This is a genomic window from Methylocystis echinoides, assembly GCF_040687965.1.
Lineage (GTDB): Bacteria > Pseudomonadota > Alphaproteobacteria > Rhizobiales > Beijerinckiaceae > Methylocystis > Methylocystis echinoides_A.
This window is the reverse complement of the sequence record NZ_CP156084.1, coordinates 3,682,758-3,703,458: the sequence shown is the minus strand read 5'-3', so window position 1 is coordinate 3,703,458 and position 20,701 is coordinate 3,682,758. Positions and strand designations below refer to the sequence as shown.

General features: G+C 64.3%; 24 protein-coding genes. 16 read left to right on the top strand and 8 right to left on the bottom strand.

Features of this window, described 5'->3' with window-relative positions:
• Window positions 1-241: 241 nt before the first annotated feature.
• Both rsfS and rlmH read left to right on the top strand, forming a co-directional pair.
• The gene (gene rsfS / locus RVU70_RS18355) at window positions 242-664 is read left to right on the top strand and encodes a ribosome silencing factor (protein ID WP_363348931.1); all 423 of its coding nucleotides are present in this window, start codon (window positions 242-244) and stop codon (window positions 662-664) included.
• A gap of 19 nt (window positions 665-683) precedes the next feature.
• Window positions 684-1,163 (top strand): 23S rRNA (pseudouridine(1915)-N(3))-methyltransferase RlmH, encoded by a 480-nt coding sequence (rlmH, locus tag RVU70_RS18350; RefSeq protein WP_363348929.1) that lies wholly within the window; start codon window positions 684-686, stop codon window positions 1,161-1,163.
• Between the two features lie 26 nt (window positions 1,164-1,189).
• Here the strand turns inward: rlmH and RVU70_RS18345 are convergent, their stop codons facing one another.
• Window positions 1,190-1,861, bottom strand: coding sequence for an SH3 domain-containing protein (locus RVU70_RS18345; protein ID WP_363348927.1), 672 nt, complete (start codon window positions 1,859-1,861; stop codon window positions 1,190-1,192).
• Between the two features lie 99 nt (window positions 1,862-1,960).
• Window positions 1,961-2,431: a hypothetical protein gene (locus tag RVU70_RS18340; RefSeq protein WP_363348925.1), complete on the bottom strand. Its 471-nt coding sequence runs from the start codon at window positions 2,429-2,431 to the stop codon at window positions 1,961-1,963.
• Window positions 2,432-2,628: 197 nt separating this feature from the next.
• On the opposite strand from RVU70_RS18340, the gene RVU70_RS18335 reads away from it, so the two are divergent.
• Both RVU70_RS18335 and RVU70_RS18330 read left to right on the top strand, forming a co-directional pair.
• The gene (locus RVU70_RS18335; RefSeq protein WP_363348923.1) at window positions 2,629-3,924 is read left to right on the top strand and encodes an adenylosuccinate synthase; all 1,296 of its coding nucleotides are present in this window, start codon (window positions 2,629-2,631) and stop codon (window positions 3,922-3,924) included.
• A 66-nt stretch (window positions 3,925-3,990) separates the two neighbouring features.
• On the top strand, window positions 3,991-4,182 hold the full coding sequence (locus tag RVU70_RS18330; RefSeq protein ID WP_363348921.1) for a DUF6494 family protein: 192 nt from the start codon (window positions 3,991-3,993) through the stop codon (window positions 4,180-4,182).
• 9 nt (window positions 4,183-4,191) lie between these two features.
• Here the strand turns inward: RVU70_RS18330 and RVU70_RS18325 are convergent, their stop codons facing one another.
• Window positions 4,192-4,653, bottom strand: coding sequence for a VOC family protein (locus RVU70_RS18325; protein WP_363348919.1), 462 nt, complete (start codon window positions 4,651-4,653; stop codon window positions 4,192-4,194).
• 59 nt (window positions 4,654-4,712) lie between these two features.
• Between RVU70_RS18325 and RVU70_RS18320 the strand changes: the two genes are divergently transcribed.
• The 6 genes from RVU70_RS18320 (at window position 4,713) to RVU70_RS18295 (ending at window position 8,834) form a co-directional block, all read left to right on the top strand.
• On the top strand, window positions 4,713-5,153 hold the full coding sequence (locus tag RVU70_RS18320; RefSeq protein WP_363348917.1) for a MarR family transcriptional regulator: 441 nt from the start codon (window positions 4,713-4,715) through the stop codon (window positions 5,151-5,153).
• Window positions 5,154-5,173: 20 nt separating this feature from the next.
• Window positions 5,174-5,668: a VOC family protein gene (locus RVU70_RS18315; protein WP_363348915.1), complete on the top strand. Its 495-nt coding sequence runs from the start codon at window positions 5,174-5,176 to the stop codon at window positions 5,666-5,668.
• A gap of 112 nt (window positions 5,669-5,780) precedes the next feature.
• Entirely contained in the window at window positions 5,781-6,263 is a 483-nt protein-coding gene (locus RVU70_RS18310; protein WP_363348913.1) for a DUF2948 family protein, read from the top strand.
• Window positions 6,264-6,344: 81 nt separating this feature from the next.
• Window positions 6,345-7,646, top strand: coding sequence for a histidinol dehydrogenase (gene hisD, locus RVU70_RS18305; protein WP_363348911.1), 1,302 nt, complete (start codon window positions 6,345-6,347; stop codon window positions 7,644-7,646).
• Between the two features lies 1 nt (window position 7,647).
• On the top strand, window positions 7,648-8,127 hold the full coding sequence (locus tag RVU70_RS18300; protein ID WP_363348909.1) for a UPF0262 family protein: 480 nt from the start codon (window positions 7,648-7,650) through the stop codon (window positions 8,125-8,127).
• A gap of 266 nt (window positions 8,128-8,393) precedes the next feature.
• Complete coding sequence (locus RVU70_RS18295; protein ID WP_363351396.1) at window positions 8,394-8,834, top strand: low molecular weight phosphatase family protein; 441 nt, start codon at window positions 8,394-8,396, stop codon at window positions 8,832-8,834.
• A 13-nt stretch (window positions 8,835-8,847) separates the two neighbouring features.
• On the opposite strand, the gene RVU70_RS18290 is transcribed toward RVU70_RS18295, so the two are convergent.
• Window positions 8,848-10,014, bottom strand: coding sequence for an amidase (locus RVU70_RS18290; RefSeq protein WP_363348907.1), 1,167 nt, complete (start codon window positions 10,012-10,014; stop codon window positions 8,848-8,850).
• 25 nt (window positions 10,015-10,039) lie between these two features.
• Entirely contained in the window at window positions 10,040-11,770 is a 1,731-nt protein-coding gene (locus RVU70_RS18285; RefSeq protein WP_363348905.1) for a long-chain-acyl-CoA synthetase, read from the bottom strand.
• Between the two features lie 176 nt (window positions 11,771-11,946).
• Here RVU70_RS18285 and RVU70_RS18280 point away from each other — a divergent pair, with 176 nt between their 5' ends.
• Both RVU70_RS18280 and RVU70_RS18275 read left to right on the top strand, forming a co-directional pair.
• Window positions 11,947-13,248 carry an O-acetylhomoserine aminocarboxypropyltransferase/cysteine synthase family protein gene (locus tag RVU70_RS18280; protein WP_363348903.1) on the top strand — a complete coding sequence of 434 codons (1,302 nt, stop codon included), beginning with the start codon at window positions 11,947-11,949 and terminating at the stop codon, window positions 13,246-13,248.
• Window positions 13,245-14,183: a homoserine O-succinyltransferase gene (locus RVU70_RS18275; RefSeq protein WP_363348901.1), complete on the top strand. Its 939-nt coding sequence runs from the start codon at window positions 13,245-13,247 to the stop codon at window positions 14,181-14,183. Before RVU70_RS18280 ends, RVU70_RS18275 begins: the two co-directional genes overlap by 4 nt.
• Before the next feature lie 23 nt (window positions 14,184-14,206).
• Here RVU70_RS18275 and RVU70_RS18270 read toward each other — a convergent pair whose 3' ends face one another.
• Window positions 14,207-14,455 (bottom strand): phosphopantetheine-binding protein, encoded by a 249-nt coding sequence (locus tag RVU70_RS18270; RefSeq protein WP_363348899.1) that lies wholly within the window; start codon window positions 14,453-14,455, stop codon window positions 14,207-14,209.
• A 187-nt stretch (window positions 14,456-14,642) separates the two neighbouring features.
• On the opposite strand from RVU70_RS18270, the gene RVU70_RS18265 reads away from it, so the two are divergent.
• The 4 genes from RVU70_RS18265 to RVU70_RS18250 are packed head-to-tail and all read left to right on the top strand — an operon-like array spanning window position 14,643 to window position 18,148.
• Window positions 14,643-15,854, top strand: coding sequence for an acyl-CoA dehydrogenase family protein (locus RVU70_RS18265; protein WP_363348897.1), 1,212 nt, complete (start codon window positions 14,643-14,645; stop codon window positions 15,852-15,854).
• On the top strand, window positions 15,851-16,765 hold the full coding sequence (locus RVU70_RS18260; protein WP_363348895.1) for an amino acid--[acyl-carrier-protein] ligase: 915 nt from the start codon (window positions 15,851-15,853) through the stop codon (window positions 16,763-16,765). The genes RVU70_RS18265 and RVU70_RS18260 overlap by 4 nt, the downstream gene beginning before the upstream one ends.
• 14 nt (window positions 16,766-16,779) lie before the next feature.
• Window positions 16,780-17,247 (top strand): cupin domain-containing protein, encoded by a 468-nt coding sequence (locus RVU70_RS18255; protein ID WP_363348893.1) that lies wholly within the window; start codon window positions 16,780-16,782, stop codon window positions 17,245-17,247.
• Window positions 17,248-17,257: 10 nt separating this feature from the next.
• Entirely contained in the window at window positions 17,258-18,148 is an 891-nt protein-coding gene (locus RVU70_RS18250) for a branched-chain amino acid aminotransferase (protein WP_363348891.1), read from the top strand.
• Here RVU70_RS18250 and RVU70_RS18245 read toward each other — a convergent pair whose 3' ends face one another.
• Together RVU70_RS18245 and RVU70_RS18240 are read right to left on the bottom strand one after the other, a co-directional pair.
• Window positions 18,149-19,807 carry a thiamine pyrophosphate-binding protein gene (locus tag RVU70_RS18245; RefSeq protein WP_363348889.1) on the bottom strand — a complete coding sequence of 553 codons (1,659 nt, stop codon included), beginning with the start codon at window positions 19,805-19,807 and terminating at the stop codon, window positions 18,149-18,151.
• A 12-nt stretch (window positions 19,808-19,819) separates the two neighbouring features.
• Entirely contained in the window at window positions 19,820-20,683 is an 864-nt protein-coding gene (locus tag RVU70_RS18240; protein WP_363348887.1) for an acyl-CoA acyltransferase, read from the bottom strand.
• Window positions 20,684-20,701: the final 18 nt, after the last annotated feature.

Here is a 20,701-nt window from a genome sequence, read left to right as displayed (position 1 = left end):
CGCCCCTCGCGCAGGCTGTGTGACAAAAAAGAAACGAGCAATCAGTCCCAATCTGAGTTATATTTTCAAGCGTTCCGGCTTTGAGGTTCCTCCCGCCTCTCGATTAGCCTGAACTGCCTAGAGACCCGGCCGCTTAGCCGGGTTTTTTTCTGTGGCGAGCGCCCAGCGGCGCGCTTTCATGTTGCAATCAGGGACAAAGGGTCCCATCCTCTAAGAGCGGCCGGGAAAGAGGCCGCGAAGCATGAGGGTTGCAACGCTGTCGACGAGTGTTCATCCGGGAGTGGAACGCCCCTCCCAGCCGAGGATCGGCGCCAAAGCGCCGCCAGGCGGCTCGATCGTGCAAAATGTTCTCAAGGCCCTGGACGAGACAAAGGCCGAGGACGTCATCTCCATCGATCTGCGCGGCAAGACCGCCCTCGCCGATGAAATGATCATCGCGACGGGGCGCTCCACCGTCCATGTCGGGGCCATCGCCGACAAAGCGATGCGGGCGCTCAAGGAGGCGGGCGTCTCCGCCCGCGTCGAGGGCGTGCCCCAGTGCGACTGGGTGCTGATCGACGCCGGCGACGTCATCGTCCACATTTTCCGTCCCGAGGTGCGCCAATTCTACAACCTCGAGAAAATGTGGGGCGGCGACCGTCCGGTCGAGATACGGCTCGTCTGACAGATCAGACGGGCCAGCCGTGCGATTGGGGCTGATTTGCGTGGGCCGGCTCAAGGCCGGGCCCGAACGTCAGGTTTACGCGCGCTACGCCGAGCGCATTGCGGCGCTTCGACGGATCGGCCTCGAGGGGCTTGAGCTCAAGGAAATTGACGAGAGCAAAGCCAAGAGCCCGGCCGAGCGGATGGCGCGCGAGGCCGAGGAGATGCTCGCGTCGCTTCCGGCCGATTGCGGGCTCGTCGTCTTCGACGAGCGCGGCAAGGCGGCGGACAGCGCGGCTTTTGCAGGCTTTATCGGCCGCGAGCGCGACGCCGGCCGCAAAGCGCTGTGGTTTGCCGTGGGCGGTTCGGAGGGGCTCGACGCCAGCGTCCGGGCGCGCGCGACGGCTGCGTTCTCATTCGGGGCGATGACGCTGCCGCATCAGCTCGTGCGCATTCTGGCCGCGGAGCAAGTTTATCGAGCCATGACGATCCTGTCGGGCCATCCTTATCATCGGGCGTGAGTCGTCCAGGTTGTTACTCCTGTTGTTTACTCCTGCCCGCGGCCCTCCCGCAGATAGCGCCCATTCGCCCAACCGAGCTTTCCGGAGCCTTCTACGCGGCACCAGCGTTGGCCGCCCGTGTTTCGGCATCCGAGATTCTTCAGCGTCGCGCCGTTTGGCGCCTCCGCGACGAGCTTGCCCCTTGGCGAGGGCATGGCGCGGATTTTGAGCGTGTCTCCCGCGCCGACGCCGGTCACTTGCCAGTTGTCGGGACCGCCCGTGAGCCCGTCGGCGAAGTCGGGTCCGTGCGCGGCCGTCGCGCCCTTGCGCCCGAGCTCGATGGTCAGCGTGTAGGGCCCCACCGTGCCGCGCCGCGCCTCATTGCGCATCAGATACACGCGGGCGGTATAGTCGCCGCTTACCGCCGCCGCGCCGCTGAACGTCTCTCCCGCGATCGAGCCGTTGAAGATCGCCTCTTCGGAGCCCGGCGGGTTCACGTTGAAAAATGCTTTGCGGCTCTTGAGGGTCACCGCAATCGACTCCCCTGCGCCGGCAGGGAAGACGTAATCATGCGTGTCGTAGCCCTTAACCGCGCCTCTGATAACGGCGCGGCCGTCCTTGAACGAGACCCGATGAACCTTCCGCGCGTCCTGCGCGAGGGCGAGGGAGAGAGGGGCGGCGAGAAAGAGCGCCGCCGCGGCTGTAAAGAACTGACGCATAAGAAATTCTTTCGAACTGTCCGTAGGCGGTTCGACAGTAACAACCCTTTCCCGACCGACGCCAGAGCCTAAAACGTCGCGGTCTCGCCAATCAGCCGCTTATTGCGGCCAATATTGCTCCGGCTCCCCTCTTTCCGCCCGCACCGCCTGCAGACGCTCCATGGCGTCCTCGACCTGCCGGAAATCGCCGCGCAGGGCTTTCAGCGCATAGCGTTCCCGGTCAATCTCGCGCTGGGTGCGGAAGCCCAGGCGCCTGAGCACGGGAAGCGGCGGGCACCAGCCTTGCATCGCATGCTGGAGCAGAAAGCCCGATACAAGAACGGGCAAGGCGAGCCAGCGGCGGTCGACGGCGAAACCGAGCGTGAGCCCGCCAAGGGCGAAGGTCGAGGCGTTCGCTTCGAGCGCCCGCTCGATGTCCCACTCGCTGTCGAGTTGCTCGAGCCTTTCTTCGATCCGCTCCGGGTGGAGGGCAAAATAAACGAGCCGCTCCAGCATTTCGGCGTGGATGGCGCGGTTGACGGCCTCGTCGGTGTGGCGCTGGACGCGGTCGGCTGCGGCGGCGGTAGCCATGGCGGTGACCTCTTGGGCGCCCCTCCGTTCCGGGGCGATTCAACGGCAACCGCGCAGCGCGCGCGAAGTTCCGGCGGGGCGGGTGGCCCCTGCGGGGCTTTACCGTCCAGCGATCCTGCGCTAAACCCCGCCCGTAACGAGCCCTTCGCGTTACCGCGCGGGGCTTTTTGTCGTTTCAGGCAGCGCGAAGTAGCATCATGGCGAATGTGGCGGTGGTCGGCGCCCAATGGGGCGACGAGGGCAAAGGCAAGATCGTCGACTGGCTCTCGCTGGAAGCGGATGTCGTCGTGCGCTTTCAGGGCGGCCACAACGCCGGCCATACGCTGGTCATCGATAGCACGACCTATAAGCTTGCGCTGCTCCCCTCCGGCATCGTGCGGCCAGGCAAACTCTCTGTCATCGGCAACGGCGTGGTCGTCGACCCGCATTTTCTGGTCGGCGAGATCGACCGGCTGCGCGCGCAGGGCGTCGAAATCACGCCGGAGAATTTCAAGGTCGCCGAGAATGCGCCGCTGATCCTGTCGCTGCATCGCGAGCTCGACGCGCATCGCGAGGAGGCCGCCGGCGGCGGCGCCAAGATCGGCACGACCAAGCGCGGCATCGGCCCCGCTTACGAGGACAAGGTGGGCCGGCGCTCGATCCGCCTCATGGACCTCGCGGAGCCCGATACGCTCGACGACAAGATCGCCCGGGTTCTCGCCCATCACGATCCGCTGCGCCGCGGCCTCGGCCTGCCGGCGGTCGATCCGGCGGCGCTCCGCGACGAGCTGCTCTCGGTCGCGCCGAAGATTTTGCCCTTCATGGACGCGGTCTGGGATCTGCTCGACGAGCAGCGCCGCGCCGGCAAGCGCATCCTCTTCGAGGGCGCGCAGGGCGTGCTGCTCGACGTCGACCACGGCACCTATCCTTATGTGACGTCGTCCAATACGGTCGCCGCCGCGGCGGCGAGCGGCTCAGGGCTCGGGCCAGGGGCCATCGGCTATGTGCTGGGCATCGCAAAGGCCTATACGACCCGCGTCGGCGGCGGGCCGTTCCCGACCGAGCTGACCGACTCCATCGGCGAACTCATTGGCGACCGCGGCCATGAATTCGGCACCAACACCGGGCGGCGGCGCCGTTGCGGCTGGTTCGACGCCGTGCTCACGCGCCAGGCGGTGAAGACCTCGGGCATCAACGGCATTGCGTTGACCAAGCTCGACATCCTCGACGGCTTCGACGAGATCAGGATCTGCACCCATTACATGCTCGACGGCAAGCGGGTCGATCGTTTGCCCGCGTCGCAATCCGCGCAGGCGCGGGTGACGCCGGTTTATGAGAGCTTCCCCGGCTGGAAGGAGACGACGAGCGGCGCGCGCAGCTGGGCGGAATTGCCGGCGCAGGCGATCAAATATGTCCGTCGGATCGAAGAGTTGATCGGCGCGCCGGTGGCGCTGCTCTCGACGAGCCCCGAACGTGACGACACGATCCTCGTTCACAACCCGTTTCAGGACTAAGCCCGCCGCCTTTCGCTCCCGCCCGCGCGCGCTAGCTAGCCATTGGTTGTGAGTGGGAGACGGGCGATGGACGAAGACGCCTTCAATATGGCCGTTCGCAAGTTCCTCAAGGAGGTGGGGGTCACCTCCCAGCGCGAGATCGAGCGCATCGTGCGCGAGCACAAGGTCGCGGGCGAGAGGCTCAAGCTGCGCATGACGTTGACGGCGGAAGGCACGCCGCTCGAACATGTCGTTCAGTCCGAGATCGACGTGCGCTGACGCGGTTTTTTAGCCCGCGAACGCCGCCTCGAGCGCCGCAATGTCGAGCTTCGCCATGCCGAGCATCGCCTGCATCGCGCGTCCGGCGGCGGCGCGGTCGGGGGCGGTCAGCAGGCGCGGCAGGACTTCCGGCACGATCTGCCAGGAAAGCCCGAAGCGATCTCTCAGCCAACCGCAGCGATTTTCCGCGCCGCCGTCGGCGAGCAGCGCCGCCCACAGCCGGTCGGTCTCCTCCTGATCCTTCGTCACGACCGAGATCGAGACCGAATCGTTCAGCGTGGCGTAATCGCCCATGTTCAGCGCTTGATAAGGAGTCCCGGCGAGCGTGAAGAAGGCGGTCAGGGCCGGTCTGTCGGGTTCCGGCCGGAAGACGGTCTCGATCTCCGAACCGGGCAGCAGCGAAACATAAAAGCGCGCCGCTTCCTCAGCCTGATCTGTGAAGGCCAGGCAGGTTCTCACTTTCACATGCATCGAGCGCTCCTTATGGACTGGACGTGACCCATAAAGGTTGATATCAACGTAACTACGCCATGTCAAAACCGCTTCCCATCGAGGTCGTCCATGAAGTTCGCGACAGCTGCCTCTGCCTTGCGACGCAAAGGGCCGCGCGCCGGCTGGCGCGGCGCTTCGACAGGGCGTTTGCCCCTGTCGGCCTCACCAACGGACAATTCTCGCTGATGATGGCGCTGAACGCGCCGCAGCCGCCGACGGTCGGCAAGCTCGCGGAGTTTCTCGCCATGGACCGCACGACGCTGACGGCGGCGCTGAAATCGCTGGAGCGGCGCGGCCTCGTGCGGCTCGCCGCCGACGAGAAAGACAAGCGGGCGCGGCGGGTCTCGCTGACCGACGACGGTCGCGCCTCGCTCGCTCTGGCCGTGCCGATCTGGCGCGCTGCGCATCGGGCGCTCGAGCAGGAACTGGCGCAGACCGACTGCAACGATCTGCGCGCCTCGCTCGGGAATATTCGCTGACGGTCACTAGGGAGGAAGACATGAATGATCAGGTCAAGCCCGTTCCGGAGGGCGTGCATACGCTGACCCCGCATATCGTGTGCGCCGGCGCCGCGGAAGCGATCGAGTTCTACAAGAAGGCCTTCGGCGCGAAGGAGCTGATGCGCATGCCGGGGCCGGACGGGCGGTTGATGCACGCGAGCGTCAGCATCGGCGATTCAAAGCTGATGTTGGTCGATGAAATGCCGGAATGGGGCGCCCTCGGCCCCAAGGCGCTCAAAGGCACGCCCGTGACGATCCATGTCGCCGTGCCGAACGTCGATGAGGTTTTCGCACAGGCGGTCGCGGCCGGGGCGACCGTGAAAATGCCGGTCGCAGATATGTTCTGGGGCGATCGCTACGGCGTTGTCGTCGACCCCTTTGGCCATGAGTGGTCCATCGCGACGCATATTCGCGACATGACGCCCGAAGAAATCGCCGCCGCGGGCCGCGAGGCCATGGCCAAAGGCTGTGACGACACGCCAAAGACCGAATGACTGTTGCGGCTGGGACGTGGCGCCGCCCTCCCAGCCTGCCCGCCCTCATGAAGCCAATGCGCACTTGCGTCCCCTCGCGCCTCTCGCCATATCCGGCGCAGGGAGGATCAGCATGGCCACACCGCTCGAAAATGGCTTCTCGGCGCCGGCGTTGCGCCTGCACGCGCTCGACAGCGAAGATCTCGCGCTCCTTTCCGCGCATGTGCAGGACGCGTTGGTGCGTGTCGGAGACATTGCCTATCTGCCGGCCAAGCGCCGCTTTGCGCTCGTTGGCTCGCGCTTCGACTGGACGGCTGAAATGGAGGGGCGCCTCGAGCGCTGCCGGGCCGGCCTGCATTTTGAAAGCGTGCAGCGGGTGCGTTGCGCGCGCGTCTCTCGCGACGAGCCGGACGCCATTCTCGAGCTTCTCGCCGTCACCTTCGAAGCGGGCCCCGAGCCGCCGGGCGGGGTCATCCGTCTGACCTTCGCCGGCGGCGCGGCGATCTGTCTCGACGTCGAATGCGTCGAGGCCCAACTTTGCGACATCGGCCCGCGCTGGAAAACCGCGGCCCGCCCGACGCATGAGCTCTCTTCTTCCGAGTCTGGCGCGCCCTGAAAGGGCTCGGGGCTCGATCAAACTTGACGAAAGCGCTCGCGGAAGGTCATGACAACCGGGAAAACCCGGTTGGAGATGGAAATGACTTTGCGCCTGGACGCCGCCGCCCCCGATTTCGAACAGCGCTTCGTGTCGCTGCTCGCCATGAAGCGGGAGTCGTCCCAGGACGTCGACGCCACCGTCCGCGCCATCATCGAGGACGTGATCGCGCACGGCGACGAGGCGCTCGTCGATTACTCCAAGAAATTCGACCGGATCGACCTGGCGCAGACGGGAATCGCCGTCTCCGCCGCCGAAGTCGCCGCGGCGGAAGCCAAATGCTCGAAGGAGCAGCTCGTCGCGCTCGATCTGGCGCTCGAGCGCATCACGGCTTTTCACGAGAAGCAGAAGCCGCAGGATCTGCGTTACCGCGACGCGGCGGGCGTGGAGCTCGGCTGGCGCTGGTCGCCGCTCGATTCCGTCGGCCTTTATGTGCCGGGCGGCACGGCGGCCTACCCGTCCTCGGTGCTGATGAACGTCGTGCCCGCGAAGGTCGCCGGCGTGAAGCGCATCGTGATGGTGGTGCCGACGCCCGGCGGCCATGTCGAGCCGCTGGTGCTCGCCGCCGCCAGGCGCTCGGGCATCGACGAAATCTATCGGGTCGGCGGCGCGCAGGCCGTGGCGGCGCTCGCCTATGGCACCAAGACGATTGCGCCGGTCGCGAAGATCGTTGGCCCAGGCAACGCCTGGGTTGCGGCGGCAAAGCGGCGCGTCTTCGGCCAGGTCGGCATCGACATGATCGCCGGTCCCTCCGAAGTGCTGGTGCTCGCGGACAAGACCGCCAATCCCGATTGGATCGCCGCCGATCTCCTCGCCCAGGCCGAGCACGACGAGTCGGCGCAGTCCATTCTCATCACCGACAGCGTGGAGATCGCCGACGCGACCGTCGCGGCGGTCGAACGTCACCTTGCGACGCTCTCGCGTCACGAGATCGCGGGGGCCTCCTGGCGCGACTATGGCGCGGTGATTCTGGTCAAGAAGCTTGCGGACTCGCTGCCGCTCGCGGACCGCATCGCGGCCGAGCATCTCGAAATCATCAGCGAAGACGCCGAAGAGCTGGCCGCGCGCGTCTCCAACGCCGGCGCCATTTTCATCGGCGCCTATACGCCGGAGGCGGTCGGCGATTATGTCGGCGGCAGCAATCACGTGTTGCCGACGGCGCGCTCCGCACGTTTCTCCTCGGGCTTGAGCGTGCTCGATTTCGTCAAGCGCACCTCGATTTTGAAATGCGACGCGGACTCGCTGCGCGCCATCGGCGCTGCGGCGGTGACGCTCGGCGACGCCGAGGGCCTTCAGGCGCACGCCCGCTCGGTCTCGATCCGGCTCAATTCGCTCGGGGCGTAGGGTGGACGCATCTGCGCGGAAACGTCTGATTTCTGTTACGCTCGACGAGAATTCGATCGGGCGCGGCTCGGCTGATCAGGAGCACGAGCGCGCCATCGCCGTCTATGACTTGATCGAGGATAACAGCTTCGCCCTGGCCGGCCATAACGGCGGACCTTATGCGCTGCATATATCGCTCGTCGACGCGCGGCTCGTCTTCGACATTCGCGACGACAAGGGCGCCAATGTCGTCACGCACATCCTGTCGCTGACCCCCTTCAAGCGCATTCTGAAAGATTATTTCCTCGTCTGCGAAAGCTATTACGCTGCAATCCGCACGGCCACGCCGAGTCGCATCGAAGCGATCGACATGGGTCGGCGTGGCCTCCACAATGAAGGCGCCCAGCTTCTCGCCGAGCGTCTCAAGGGCAAGATCGAAACCGACGCCGACACCGCGCGGCGGCTGTTCACGTTAATTACGGCGCTGCACTGGAAGGGCTGAAGGACGCAGCGGACGCTGAGTTTTAGCTTGTGCGGCAGCTTGCTGCAGGCGCGAATGCTACTTAGTTCTTGCAAGAGCGGTTTTCGCGATCGCGCGGGTTCGGCGCCGCTTCTTTCGAAGCGGATGAACGCTTGGACGCCGCAACGGCGCTGGCGGCAATTCTAACGAGGCTTGCGACTCTCCATGCTCCCGCGATCGTCCTTGCCGACCGAACTTCTCCGGCGGACACGGGCCTCTTCCCGCGCGGCCCCGGACGCGCCGACGCGATGACGCGCCCGCAATCCATCCTGTTCGCCTGCACGATGAATACAGTGCGCTCGCCCATGGCGGAGGCGATTGCGCGGCATTACTTCGGACGCGACGTCTATTTCGCCTCGGCCGGCCTGAAACGCGGCGAGCCCGACCCTTTCGCCATTGCCGCCATGGACGAGATCGGCGTCGACATGAGCCGGCATCGGCCGCATACTTTCGAAGAGCTCGAAGACAGTAATTTCGACCTTATCGTCACCTTGTCGCCCGAGGCGCATCACAAGGCGCTCGAATTCACTCGCGCCATGGCGGTCGACGTCGTCTACTGGCCGACGCCCGACGCCACCGTGACGCAAGGGTCGCGAGACGCCATCCTCTCCGCCTATCGCGACGTGCGGGATCGGCTGACCGGGCGGATCATGGATTTGCTTGGACGCGCGCCCGTCGCCGGCGGCTGAGCAGTCGATCGGCTTATTTCTTCAAGCGTCCGCAAAAACGCTGGGCGAGCGCAATCAACTGGCGGTCAGCGCCGCGGCGGCCGACGAAGGAAAGCGCGACCGGCGCCTCGCTCGTCGGCAGCGGCAGGCTGATCTGCGGCAGGCCGAAATAGCTCGCAATCAGAAATAGCCGCATCATCTGATAGCGCTTGGCGTCGAGCTGCTCCTCGCTCTCCGTGAGCAGGGGCGCGCGGAACGGAACCGTCGGCATGACGAGGAATCCCGCGTCGCCAAGCAGCGCGTCGATGCGCGCGCGCTCCGCGTCGCGATAGGCGAGCGCGGCCTTCTTCTGTTCGGCCGTCACCTTGGAGGCGATGGCGAAGCGCTCTTCGACGCCCTTGCCAAAGGTTGGATGCTGAGCGGCGATCCAGGCCCCATGCGAGGCCCAGGCCTCACAAGCCTGAAGATTTCGGAAGTGCGCAAGCGTCGTCTTGAAAAACTCGTCTCCCAGCCGCGCCTCGCGCCAGGGCCCGCTTTTCAACATGTCGACAGCCGGCGCGGCCCCCGCCGCAAAGGCCGTCTCGACGCCCTGGAAAGCGTCGCCGAGCAGGACGGCGTCCTCGAAACCGCGATCGTCGGCCGCTGGCGGCAAAAGCGCGTCGCCCACTTTCGCCATGCGGTCGAGATCGCGTGCGAACCAGCCGATGACGTCGAGAGAAGGGGCGAGCGGCACGACGCCGTCCATGGTTATGGCGCCGTGCGAAGACCGAAAGCCGAAGACCCCGCAAAAGGCTGCGGGCGCCCGGCACGATCCGGCCGTATCCGTTCCAATGGAGAAACTCACGAGGCCGGCGGCGACGGCCACCGCCGAACCCGAAGAGGAGCCGCCGGGATGCCGATCCGGCGCAGCCGGATTGATCGGCGCGCCATAATGCGGATTGGCGCCCATCAGGCTGTAAGCCATCTCGTCCATTTGCGCCTTTCCAACAAGCCGCGCTCCGGCGCCCAGAAGACGGTCGACGACAGCGGCGTTGGCGCGCGCAGGCGAATGGGTCGTCGCCCATTGCGGGTGGCCATTGGTCGAGACGTGACCGGCGACGTCGATATTTTCCTTGACGACGAAGGTCGCCCCGGAGAGCGGGCCTTCGCCATCCGCGCCTTCGTTCAGGACTACCGAGATCGCGCCCACATCGACTGTCATCACGGCAACCTTTTCAGCTCGGCAGCTAGAGTTGGACGGCGCCTGCGACGATCTTCAAAAAAAGCGAGGCGTCCAGCGGAACATATATAGACTGCTTCGAAGACGCGAAAAAGACAGGGTCAGGGATGAGTCGAGGATCAAATCCCTGATCGGCAAGCTCGCGCTTCCGGTGTTTGAACGTTGCGGTCAAAACCAGCTCGCGCGACAGCCGCAGGAACAGCGGCCGCGCGTAACCCGGCAGGCGCGCGGCGAGATAGGGGTAAAGCCCGTCGATCTCGAACGTCTCGCCCGCGACAATCGCCGCCATGCCGGCCCGCCCGTCGCAGCCTGGCGCTTCTACGCCATAGACGGCGGCGTCGAGAACGCCGGGATAGGCGGCAATCGCCTGCGCGACTTCCGCCGTCGATACGTTCTCGCCCTTCCAGCGGAAGCTGTCGCCGATGCGGTCGAGAAAATAAAAAAAGCCGCGCGCATCCTTGCGCATCAGATCGCCGCTGCGCATCCAGGCGTCGCCAGATGCGAAGACGTTGCGCAAGATTTTCTTCTGCGAGGCCTCGGAATCGAGGTAGCCCTCGAAATCATTCGCGATGCGGGCGATCGCCTCGCCCGCTTCATTCGGCCCGCAGGGGACGCAGAAACCATCGTCGCCACGCAGAGGCGTCTCTGTCTCGACGTCATATCTGACGAGCCGCACGGGATGCCGCGTTGCGAGGAAGGCCGGAATCCGGCCTATGGCCCCGGGTTCGCCTTCGACATTGTAGAGAGAGAAATTGCTTTCCGTCGCCGCGTAGAATTCGAGAATGCGCGGGATCGCAAATCGTCGCTGAAAAACGGGCCAGACTTCCGGCCTCAGCCCATTGCCGATCGTCATGCGCAGTCTGTGCTGGCGCTCTTCGGGGCAGGGCGGGGCATGGATGAGATAGCGACACAGCTCGCCAATATATTGGAACAGCGTGCAGCGATGGGCGACAACGTCGCTCCAGAAGGCGCTCGCCGAGAATCGCTCACGCAACACGACGGCGCCGCCCCCGAGCAGCGTCGACCACACCGCGACCACGCCGCCGACCGAGTGATAGAGCGGCAGACAGTCATACATGCGGTCGTCGGGCGTGACGTCGATGAGGCCCTGGAACCACAGCGCCCAATTCATCAAGCGCCGATGGGAGACGATCGCCGCTTTAGGCAAGCCGGTCGTGCCGGAAGTGTAAATGTAGAGCGCATGGTCGGAGAGCGTGGGCCGGGCGGACTCGGGGAGCGCCGGCGGCTCGGCGGATTGCCGGGCAAGATCGCGTTCGAACCCCTCGTCGCACGCAATGACGGAGAGCCGCTCTGACGCGACGTCTTCGCAGGCGCGGCGAAACTTGGTCGAGCAGAGGATCAGACGCGGCTCGGCGACCCGGATGCAATGGGCCAGCGCCGCGCCCGTGAGATGGTGATTGATCAGCGCGACCACGACGCCGATGCGCGTCAAGCCGAGCCAGATGGCGACATATTCGGGCTGCCCTTCCATTATCAGCGCCACGGCGTCGCCCTTGGCGAGACCCTGCGCCAGAGCCCATTGCGCATAGCGCAGCGACCTTTCCGAGAGTTCACGAAAGGTGAGATCGCCGCGCTCGGAGAGGAGCGCAGGCGCATCGCCGCGTTGGCGCGCGACCTCGTCGAAGGCGAGCGGCAAGACCAGGCGCGGGTTCTCATTGATCGCGGCGGTGAGTTTCAACGCGCGAACAAAGGCTTTGTTAACCGAACGATCAGCCATCCGATCCGCGTCCTGCGCTTGCTCCTTCAACCTGAAGGGTCCACCCGTCTTAGATAATTTCCAGAAAAAGGCCCGCAGATGGCAATTTCGCCCCGGGCCGGCGAAAACTTTGCGCACGGAGATTTTAAGCAATCCCCTGCATGGTCCGAGCTTAAATTTTTGTACTTGGCGGGCGGATGCATAACGAAACGGTTGCAATCCACGCAGGCTATGACGGCGATCCAGCGACGCATGCGGTGGCCGTGCCGATTTATCAAACCGTGGCCTATGAGTTCGACAGCGCGGATCACGCGGCGGCGCTGTTCGATCTCGAGGAGGAGGGCTTTCGCTACAGCCGCATCGCCAATCCGACGACGGCCGTGCTGGAGCGCCGCGTCGCCGCACTCGAAGGCGGGGTCGGCGCGCTCGCGGTCGCGACGGGCCAGGCGGCGCTCTATTACGCTTTCGCCAATGTTGCGGACGCTGGCGGGGACATCGTCGCCGCGCCGACTCTCTATGGGACAACCCATACGCTGCTTCAACATGTTCTGGCGCGACAAGGCGTGAAAGTGCGCTTTGCCGCGAGCGACTCGCCCGCAGACATGGCGGCGGCGATCGACGCCGACACCAAGGCCGTGTTTTGCGAGAGCGTCGGCAATCCCGCAGGCGCGATCAGCGACATTGCCGCTCTCGCCGATGTCGCGCATGCGCATGGCGTTCCCTTGATCGTCGACAATACGGTGCCGACGCCCATTCTGCTTCGCCCGATCGAGCATGGCGCCGATATTGTCGTCCACTCCCTGACCAAGTTCATGGGCGGACATGGAACGACGCTCGGCGGCGCCATCGTGGATGGCGGGCGCTTCCCGTGGGGCCAATATCCCGAGCGCTTTCCGACCTTCAATCAGCCCGACGCTTCCTACCATGGTCTCGTCTATGTCGACCGGTTTGCGCAGAGCGCCTACATCGCCCGCGCGCGGAGCGTCTATCAGCGCACGACGGGAGCCGTGCTGTCGCCGCTCAACGCCTTCCTGCTGCTGCAAGGCCTGGAGACCGTGGCCGTGCGCGTCGAGCGCCACGTCGACAACGCTCGCCGCGTCGCGGAATTCTTGCGCGACCATCCGCGCGTCGCCTGGGTGCATTACGCGGGCTTTCCCGGTAATCCTTACTACGAACTCGCACAGAAATATCTGGACGGCCGGCCGCCGTCTTTGCTCACTTTCGGGGTGAAGGGCGGAGTTGAGACAGGCAAGCGTCTCTACGATGCGCTTCGTCTCATCAAGCGGTTGGTGAATATCGGCGACACGAGATCGCTCGCCTGCCATCCCGCATCCACGACCCATCGTCAAATGACTGCCGCGGAGCAGGAGAAGGCGGGCGTGACGCCCGAGATGCTGCGTCTCAGCGTCGGCATCGAGCATATCGACGACATTCTGGCGGATCTCGACCAGGCGTTGGGCGCGGCGTCTTCCGCGCCTCGTCGGGACGCCGCAGAATGAGGAGGCTCAAGCGCGGCGACGGCGCTGTGCTCGAGGTGGCGTTCGTCAACAATATGCCTGATGCGGCGCTTTCCGCCACGGAGGCGCAGTTTGCAAGGCTCGTGCGCGCGGGGGCGGCGGGGCGGGCCGTGAGATGGCGCTGCTACGCGCTTCCCGGTCTCGACCGATCGGAGAAGGCGCGTCGCTATCTTGCGCGCAGCCACGAGGCCATCGAGGCGCTTTATCGACGCGGGGCCGATGCGGTGATCGTCACCGGGTCTGAACCGCGCGCAGAGAGGCTGGAGCGCGAACCATACTGGCCGCACATCCAAAGGCTCGTCGACTGGGCGCGGGAGCATACGCGCGCCGCAATCTGGTCGTGCCTCGCCGCACACGCGGCGACCCTGCATTTATCCGGTATCGAGCGGCGCCCGGAGACCCGCAAGATGAGCGGGGTTCTTCAGTTCACGAACTACGCCCCGGAGTGGAGCGGGGAGCGCGCCGGGACACGCATCGTTCCGCACTCGCGCTGCAACGGCTTGGACCGGGACGCGTTGGAACGTTATGGCTTTCAGATCGGTTCAAATTCGGATGTCGCGGGCGTCGATATGTTTTGGCGCCGGGAGCCGAGCCTGTTCGTGTTTCTCCAGGGACATCCCGAATATGACGCTGACACGCTCGCTAAGGAATATCGGCGCGATGTGCTTCGCTTTCTCGATGGCGCGCAGTCCACCTATCCAGCCCAGCCAGAGCGGGTCTTTGATGCGGCCTTGTCGGCGCGACTCGACGAACTGACGGCGCGCATTCGATGCGGTTGCGTGGCCGACGCAAACCGGACCCTTGAAAGCCTGCTTGCCGGACAGAGCTACGGTGCGCCTTGGAAAGAGGATGCAATCGCGCTCTATCGAGACTGGCTGTCTACCGTCGACGCCCTCCGAAAGGCGCGCCAGGACTAGCGTGAGGGGCGTCGCCGCCGCACTCAGCGAGCGATCTCGCTCAGCAGACTCTCAATCGTTTCGATGCTTCGAAAATTGGTCGGCAGCAGCTTCGAAGCTGGAATCAGCACGTCGAATTCGGCTTCTATCGAGAGCATCAGATTGACCATCTGGAGCGACGTCAGGCCGAGCTCGCGCAGATCCTGGCTGCGCGCAACTGCTTCCGCTTCGGGCAGGAAAGCGCCAAGGAGGGCGTGAATGCGGCTGGCGGCGTTTGCGGTCAACGGGTTCACGAACCGACCTCCAATACTTCGCTGGCCTCTACTGGAAAACCTCATACCAGCCTGATGGGATGCGAAGCTACTGAATTCACAGCCTTTCCCTCGGTAACCTTAATCTTGACTGTTTGCGGGAACGAATTGAACGTTAACAATTAGACGCCAAGTTTGAGCTGCGGGGTTTTCTCAATGAGGCGCGTCCATGTCGATGGCTGGCAATGTTTCGACGGAACTGGAGGCGAGGACGCCGCTAGACTTTTCCGCGCGGGTCGCCGCGGCGGCGGCCGTCGCAGCGAAATTCGCCGATGTGGTCGACCACGACGCACGATTTCCGACCGAAGCGTTTGAAGAACTGAAGAAGCAGAGGCTGCTCGGCATTCTCTTGTCTCCAGCCTTTGGGGGAGAGGGGCGGAGCGTCGCCGATGCGGCGCAACTCTGCTACGCCCTCGGCCGGGTCTGTTCGTCAACCTCCATGATTTACGCCATGCACGCCGCCAACGTTGCCTGCGTCGCCAATCATGCGGATGAAAACGCCCGCTGCTTCGCGGCGCTGCGTCGCATCGGCTTCGAGCAGAAGCTGCTCGCATCGTCTACGACAGAAGGGAAAAACGGGGCGGATGTGCGAAACAGCGCGGCGGCGCTCGTTCGCCACGGCGACCGAATCTCGCTCGACCGCGACGCCTCGGTCGTCTCTTACGGGGCCGCCGCCGACGCGATCGTAACAACGGCGCGGCGTTCGCCGGAGTCCTTGCCGAGCGATCAGACGCTCGCGCTCTTCTTCAAGGAAGACTACCAGCTGCGCCCCACAGCGACATGGGACGTCATGGGCATGCGCGGAACCTGTTCCGAAGGGTTCCGGCTGCTCGCGCAAGGCGACAGGGAGCAGGCGTTCTCAGAACCCTACGATCGGATTCATCGTCGCAGCATGGTTCCCGTAACCCATCTGCTTTGGGCCGCCTGTTGGGCGGGGATCGCCGCGGGAGCGGTCTCACGCGCGCAAACGTTCGTTCGCAAGATCTCGCGCGCGCAAAAGGGCGCTCCCCCGCCGGGCGCGCCGCTGGCGACGCAGGCGTCGCTATCCCTGATGAATCTCGTCGCGCTCGTCGATTCCGCCATCGCCGACTATCTCGATCGCGCCCCCGAGCCGGAGCGGCTTGATGAAATCGGCTATCAGACGTCGCTCAACCTTCTCAAGGTTTCCGCTTCGGAAGGAGCGATTGCGACCGTGATGCAGGCGTTTCAGGCCTGTGGAATCTCTGGGTATCGCAACGACAGTGAGTTCAGCCTGACGCGACCGCTGCGTGACATTCTTTCGGCCTCCATCATGATCAACAACTCTCGCATTCTCTCGACTGTCGGACCCCCTTGTTTGATTGGCGGCGTTCCGGAAGCGATTACGAGGGCGCGCCAATGACCCACGCAGTTAAATCCCGCGGGACTGACGAAGCCATTCTCGACAGGCTCTTCGATTCGATGGGCGTAGCGGGAGTCTATGCGCGGACTCGTCAATACGAGGATGTCGTCGATGCGTTGCAACGGCTGATTTCACGCCATCGTCCCGAGAGCGCGGAAGTCTTTCGGTTTCCGCCGGTGATGAGCCTGCGGCAGCTCGAAAGGCAGGGTTACTTGAACAGTTTTCCCCAGCTTCTCGGCTGCGTCTGCTGTCTGCATGGGTCCGAGGCGGATATCGCCGCGTCCGTCGAGCGCGCGAAGCGGGGCGCCGACTGGACGCAGGATGCGCGCGCCGCCGAGCTCGTCTTGAGTCCGGCCGCCTGCTATCCCGTCTATCCAATCGCGGCGGCGAGAGGGCGCATACCTGCCGAGGGCTTGACCTTCGACGTCGCGGCGGATTGCTTCCGTCATGAACCGTCGCGCGATCTCGATCGACTGCAGTCGTTCCGCATGCGGGAATTCGTGCGCATCGGCTCCCCGGCGGAGGTCGCGACCTTCCGCGAGGGATGGATGCAGCGCGCGACGTCGATCGCGGAAGAACTGGAGCTTCCTTTCGAATTCGATCGCGCGAGCGACCCGTTCTTCGGTCGCGTCGGGCAGTTGTTGGCCGCCAATCAGGTCGAGCAGGCGCTGAAGTTCGAGTTGCTGATCCCCGTCCGCGCGGAAGGCGCGCCGACGGCCTGCATGAGCTTCAATTATCATCGAGATCACTTCGGCAAGACCTGGGAACTGATCGACGAGAATGGCGAGACCGCGCATTCCGCCTGCGTCGCCTTCGGAATGGACCGGCTGGCAATCGCCCTGTTTTCGATCCACGGCCTGTGTCTGGAAGACTGGCCGCATCGCTTGCGCAAAACGCTGCAAATCGATTGAGGGAAAGGTCAACGATGATGGCGTTTGACAAAAAGCTTGTCTTTTCGACCGCGAAAGACGTCGAGATGAAGCCTTGTCCGATCAACCCCGCCTGGGTGATCGAAGGCGCTCCGGTTGCGCGTAACTTTATCTTGTCGGTCAGTCTCGACGGGACCGCGACCGCGCTGGTGTGGGATTGTACGACCGCGGTGTTTCACTGGCGTTATAACGTCGACGAGACAGTCTATGTTCTCGAAGGCTCAGCGGTCATCCGGGACGACAGCGGCGTGGAGCGCGTCATCCAAGCTGGCGACCATATGCTTTTTCGCGCAGGGTCACACGCGGTTTGGCGTGTCGAGACTTACATTCGCAAGGTCGCTTTCTGCCGCACCCCTGTGCCGGCGCCGCTGATGTTCATGGCGCGGGTCCTGAGAAAGCTGCGGAGACTTATCGGCGCTTCGCATAAGGAAGGCGATGCCCCGTCGATGTTCAGTGACGCTTGAGGGGGCCGTCATGGCGACCGCGCCCGGTTTGCTTTCGCCCACCTGGACGTTTTTCCAGGGGAGATGGCGCGAAGGCAATACGCCGATCCTTGGCGCACGCACGCATGGCGCGTGGCTCGGGTCGACAGTGTTCGACGGGGCCCGCGCCTTCGAGGGCGTGACGCCCGACCTCGATCTGCATCTGGCGCGGATCAATCATTCGGCGCGCGAAATGTTGCTCGAACCGGTCTTGAGCGTCGCGCAGTGGCGCGAGCTTGTGGAGGATGGGCTGCGAAAATTCGCGCCCGACGCGGCGCTCTACATCCGGCCAATGTATTGGGCGGAGGATGGATTGGGCGGCGGCGTGCGCTTCGATCCTGCGTCGACGAACTGGTGCCTGACGATCTACGAGGCGCCGATGCCGACGCCGAGAGGGGGCGCGATTACGCTGTCGCCTTTCCGCCGACCCAGTTCGGAAACGGCGCCGGTAGGCGCCAAAGCTGGTTGTCATTACGCAAATGGCGCGCGGGCGCTCATCGAGGCGGGTAAGCGCGGCTTCGATAATTGCCTGATGCGCGACCTGCTCGGCGACGTTGCGGAATTCGCCAATGCCAACGCCTTTCTCGGAAGGGATGGCGTCGTTTTCACGCCGGCGCCGAATGGCGCCTTCCTGAATGGGATCACGCGTCAACGCGTCATCGGTCTTCTTCGCGCGGACGGCGTCGAGGTTGTCGAGAAGACGCTGCGTTATGAGGATTTCCTCAGCGCCGACGAAATTTTCTCGACGGGCAATTTTCAAAAGGTCGCGCCAATGTCGCAAATCGACGGCCGTTATTTGGCGGCGGGGCCGTTCTACAAGAGGGCGCGGTCGCTCTACTGGGATTTCGCGCATTCGCGGGCCTCTCTCGTGGCGGCGTCCTGATTAGCGTTGAGCGCCTGCGCGCAGGCCGGAGAGCGTCAAGGTCGGCGAGATGCGGTCGCGATCCATCCTCAAATGGATGATCGAAGGTTGGCCGGAGGCGCGGGCCGTCGTGAAGGCTTCGGGAAAGTCTTGCGTGCGTTCAACGCGCACGCCAAAGCCGCCGAAGGCGCGCGCATAGGCGGCGAAATCGGGATTCTTGAGATCGGTCGCAATTACGCGCGCAGGATAATGACGCTCCTGATGCATGCGAATTGTCCCGTAGCTCCCATTGTCACAAATGATGACGACGATGGGCAGGCCGTATTGAACGGCCGTTGCAAACTCCTGGCCGTTCATCAAGAAGTCGCCGTCGCCGTTGATCGAGACGACGAGGCGTGAAGGATGCAGGCGCTGAAGCGCAACGGCCGCTGGCACGCCATAGCCCATGGTGGCGGAAGTGGGCGCAAAATGCGTTCCAAAGCGTCGGAACCGAAAGTAGCGATGGATCCAGGAGGCGTAGTTTCCGGCGCCGTTGCAAACAATCGCGTCAGGCGGGAGCGTGTCGCTGAGCCAGATCATCGTTTGCGCCAGATCGACGTCCGCCGACGGGTCGAAGGCGCGGGAAAAATCCAGATAGTCGCGATGCGCCGCCGCGGTGTCTTCGCGCCAGGGGCGCGGCTCTGGCGGCATGAGCTTGAAGAGGGCGCTTACAAAGGGCTTCGGCGAGGCGTGAATGGCGAGGGTCGGCGCGTAGACGCGTCCGAATTCTTCGTCTTGTGGATAGACATGCACGAAGCGCGAGCGAGGCGCGGGAATGTCCAGGAGCGTGTAGCCCTGTGACGGTATCTCGCCCAATCGGCCGCCGATGAGGATGAGCAAGTCGCTCCGCTTGATGCGCTGGACAAGCTTCGCATTTGCGGCAAGGCCAAGATCGCCCGCGTAGCACCGATGGAGCGGATCGAAGAGCGTGAGACGCCGGTAGCTCGTCGCGACGGGCATGTCGAAAGCGTTCGCCCATTCCATCATGCGGCGCGACGACGCCTCGTCCCACCTTGTTCCGCCAAGGATAACAAATGGCCGCTCCGCGGCGGCGATCATCGATGCGAGCGCATCGAGCGAGTCGTCGTTCGGCGCGGTTTCGATGGGCGCCGCTGCTGGGCAGACGCAAGGGGCGACCCGGTCCTCGAGCATGTCCTTTGGCAGCGCAAGGGCGACCGGGCCGGGGCGCCCCGCCAAGGCGACGTGAAAGGCGCGATTGACATATTCGACGATCCGCCGGCCATCGTCGATCTCCGCGGTCCACTTCGTCTGACCGCCGAACATGGCCCGGTAATCGACTTCCTGAAAGGCCGCACGGTCGCGGTGACGCCGCTCGATCTGCCCAATGAAAAGGATCATCGGCGTTGAGTCATGCTGCGCGATATGTACTCCGGCGAATGCATTGGCCGCCCCGGGTCCGCGCGTGACGAAGCAAACGCCCGGGCGACCCGTCGCTTTTCCATAAGCGTCGGCCATCATCGCGGCGCCCGCCTCATTGCGGCACACCGTCAGCTCGATGTCTTGATCATAGCAGGCGTCGAGGACCGAGAGATAGCTCTCGCCGGGAACGCAAAAGATATGAGATACGCCGTTGACGATGAGCTGCTCGACAAGCGCTTGCGCGGCTGAAATTGTCTTCATTGCGTCGCCAGCTCAGGGTCCGAAGAGCACATTTTCGCAAAAGGAGAGGTCGCCGAGGTGAGGCGGACGAGGTCCCTTGAAATATTTCGGGCCTCGATTTCTGAAGTAGCGGCCCGCCACGCCCGGCAGTTTCCCGTTTGCGTCGACGAGCGCCGTTAAGTAGCCATGTCGGAGAAGCGCCCGCCCGAGGGCGCCCGCATAGCGACTGAAATCCGCGACGTTGCGACAATAAACCAGTTGCACTGTCCTCGCCGGCGACAACGAGACTCGTCTCGGCAGAAACAGGAAAGGGCGAGTCTCAACGCCATCTTGAACGACGAGCCCGATGCAGGCGTATTTCTGCACGTGTTCACGCATCAGCGCCCGCTCGTCTTTCGGCAGTGCAGATTGAGCGTCGCTGCAAGAATCAAAGGCCAGGATGCGCGCCGAGCGGGTCACGGCGCTGAGCGCCGGCGCCGCCAGCATCTGACCCTCGCAATAGCGCCCAAAGCCCTGAGCCTCGATGATGGGCCAAGTGGATTCTGCCGGGGAGATGTTGAGATAGACGACTTCCCTATGCCGCAGTGCCGCGGCTATGAGGAGGGAGGCATAGCCTTGCAGGGTTTTCGTGACGTGCCAGCTGGAAATATTGCAATAGATTTCCCCGTCGGTGCGGCGGTGGAAGATCGTAAGGACGACTCCTGCGGGAACGCCGTCGCCGGCCTCCAGCAGATAGCCGAAGCGCGGATAGCCGGCGGGCGCGTCGCGATCCGCCAGAACCCGCAGCGCGTGCGACCAGTAGGATGCGGAGCGCGTACGAAAGCCGCTCGCCAGCAACGGGACGAGCGATGGCGCGTCAACGTCGGTGATCTGCCTGCAGCGTAGTCGCCGCGACATCGCATTGCTCATGCGCGA

What these genes read in the sequence shown, in the direction of transcription:
- RVU70_RS18330 (WP_363348921.1), top strand. Translation starts at nt 3,991, where the DNA reads ATGGACGAAGACGCCTTCAATATGGCCGTTCGCAAGTTCCTCAAGGAG.
- RVU70_RS18240 (WP_363348887.1), bottom strand. Translation starts at nt 20,683, where the DNA reads ATGTCGCGGCGACTACGCTGCAGGCAGATCACCGACGTTGACGCGCCA.
- RVU70_RS18310 (WP_363348913.1), top strand. Translation starts at nt 5,781, where the DNA reads ATGGCCACACCGCTCGAAAATGGCTTCTCGGCGCCGGCGTTGCGCCTG.
- RVU70_RS18340 (WP_363348925.1), bottom strand. Translation starts at nt 2,431, where the DNA reads ATGGCTACCGCCGCCGCAGCCGACCGCGTCCAGCGCCACACCGACGAG.
- RVU70_RS18345 (WP_363348927.1), bottom strand. Translation starts at nt 1,861, where the DNA reads ATGCGTCAGTTCTTTACAGCCGCGGCGGCGCTCTTTCTCGCCGCCCCT.
- hisD (WP_363348911.1), top strand. Translation starts at nt 6,345, where the DNA reads ATGACTTTGCGCCTGGACGCCGCCGCCCCCGATTTCGAACAGCGCTTC.
- RVU70_RS18315 (WP_363348915.1), top strand. Translation starts at nt 5,174, where the DNA reads ATGAATGATCAGGTCAAGCCCGTTCCGGAGGGCGTGCATACGCTGACC.
- RVU70_RS18265 (WP_363348897.1), top strand. Translation starts at nt 14,643, where the DNA reads ATGTCGATGGCTGGCAATGTTTCGACGGAACTGGAGGCGAGGACGCCG.
- RVU70_RS18325 (WP_363348919.1), bottom strand. Translation starts at nt 4,653, where the DNA reads ATGCATGTGAAAGTGAGAACCTGCCTGGCCTTCACAGATCAGGCTGAG.
- RVU70_RS18335 (WP_363348923.1), top strand. Translation starts at nt 2,629, where the DNA reads ATGGCGAATGTGGCGGTGGTCGGCGCCCAATGGGGCGACGAGGGCAAA.
- RVU70_RS18285 (WP_363348905.1), bottom strand. Translation starts at nt 11,770, where the DNA reads ATGGCTGATCGTTCGGTTAACAAAGCCTTTGTTCGCGCGTTGAAACTC.
- RVU70_RS18245 (WP_363348889.1), bottom strand. Translation starts at nt 19,807, where the DNA reads ATGAAGACAATTTCAGCCGCGCAAGCGCTTGTCGAGCAGCTCATCGTC.
- RVU70_RS18320 (WP_363348917.1), top strand. Translation starts at nt 4,713, where the DNA reads ATGTCAAAACCGCTTCCCATCGAGGTCGTCCATGAAGTTCGCGACAGC.
- rsfS (WP_363348931.1), top strand. Translation starts at nt 242, where the DNA reads ATGAGGGTTGCAACGCTGTCGACGAGTGTTCATCCGGGAGTGGAACGC.
- RVU70_RS18295 (WP_363351396.1), top strand. Translation starts at nt 8,394, where the DNA reads ATGACGCGCCCGCAATCCATCCTGTTCGCCTGCACGATGAATACAGTG.
- RVU70_RS18260 (WP_363348895.1), top strand. Translation starts at nt 15,851, where the DNA reads ATGACCCACGCAGTTAAATCCCGCGGGACTGACGAAGCCATTCTCGAC.
- RVU70_RS18255 (WP_363348893.1), top strand. Translation starts at nt 16,780, where the DNA reads ATGATGGCGTTTGACAAAAAGCTTGTCTTTTCGACCGCGAAAGACGTC.
- RVU70_RS18280 (WP_363348903.1), top strand. Translation starts at nt 11,947, where the DNA reads ATGCATAACGAAACGGTTGCAATCCACGCAGGCTATGACGGCGATCCA.
- RVU70_RS18250 (WP_363348891.1), top strand. Translation starts at nt 17,258, where the DNA reads ATGGCGACCGCGCCCGGTTTGCTTTCGCCCACCTGGACGTTTTTCCAG.
- RVU70_RS18290 (WP_363348907.1), bottom strand. Translation starts at nt 10,014, where the DNA reads ATGACAGTCGATGTGGGCGCGATCTCGGTAGTCCTGAACGAAGGCGCG.
- RVU70_RS18275 (WP_363348901.1), top strand. Translation starts at nt 13,245, where the DNA reads ATGAGGAGGCTCAAGCGCGGCGACGGCGCTGTGCTCGAGGTGGCGTTC.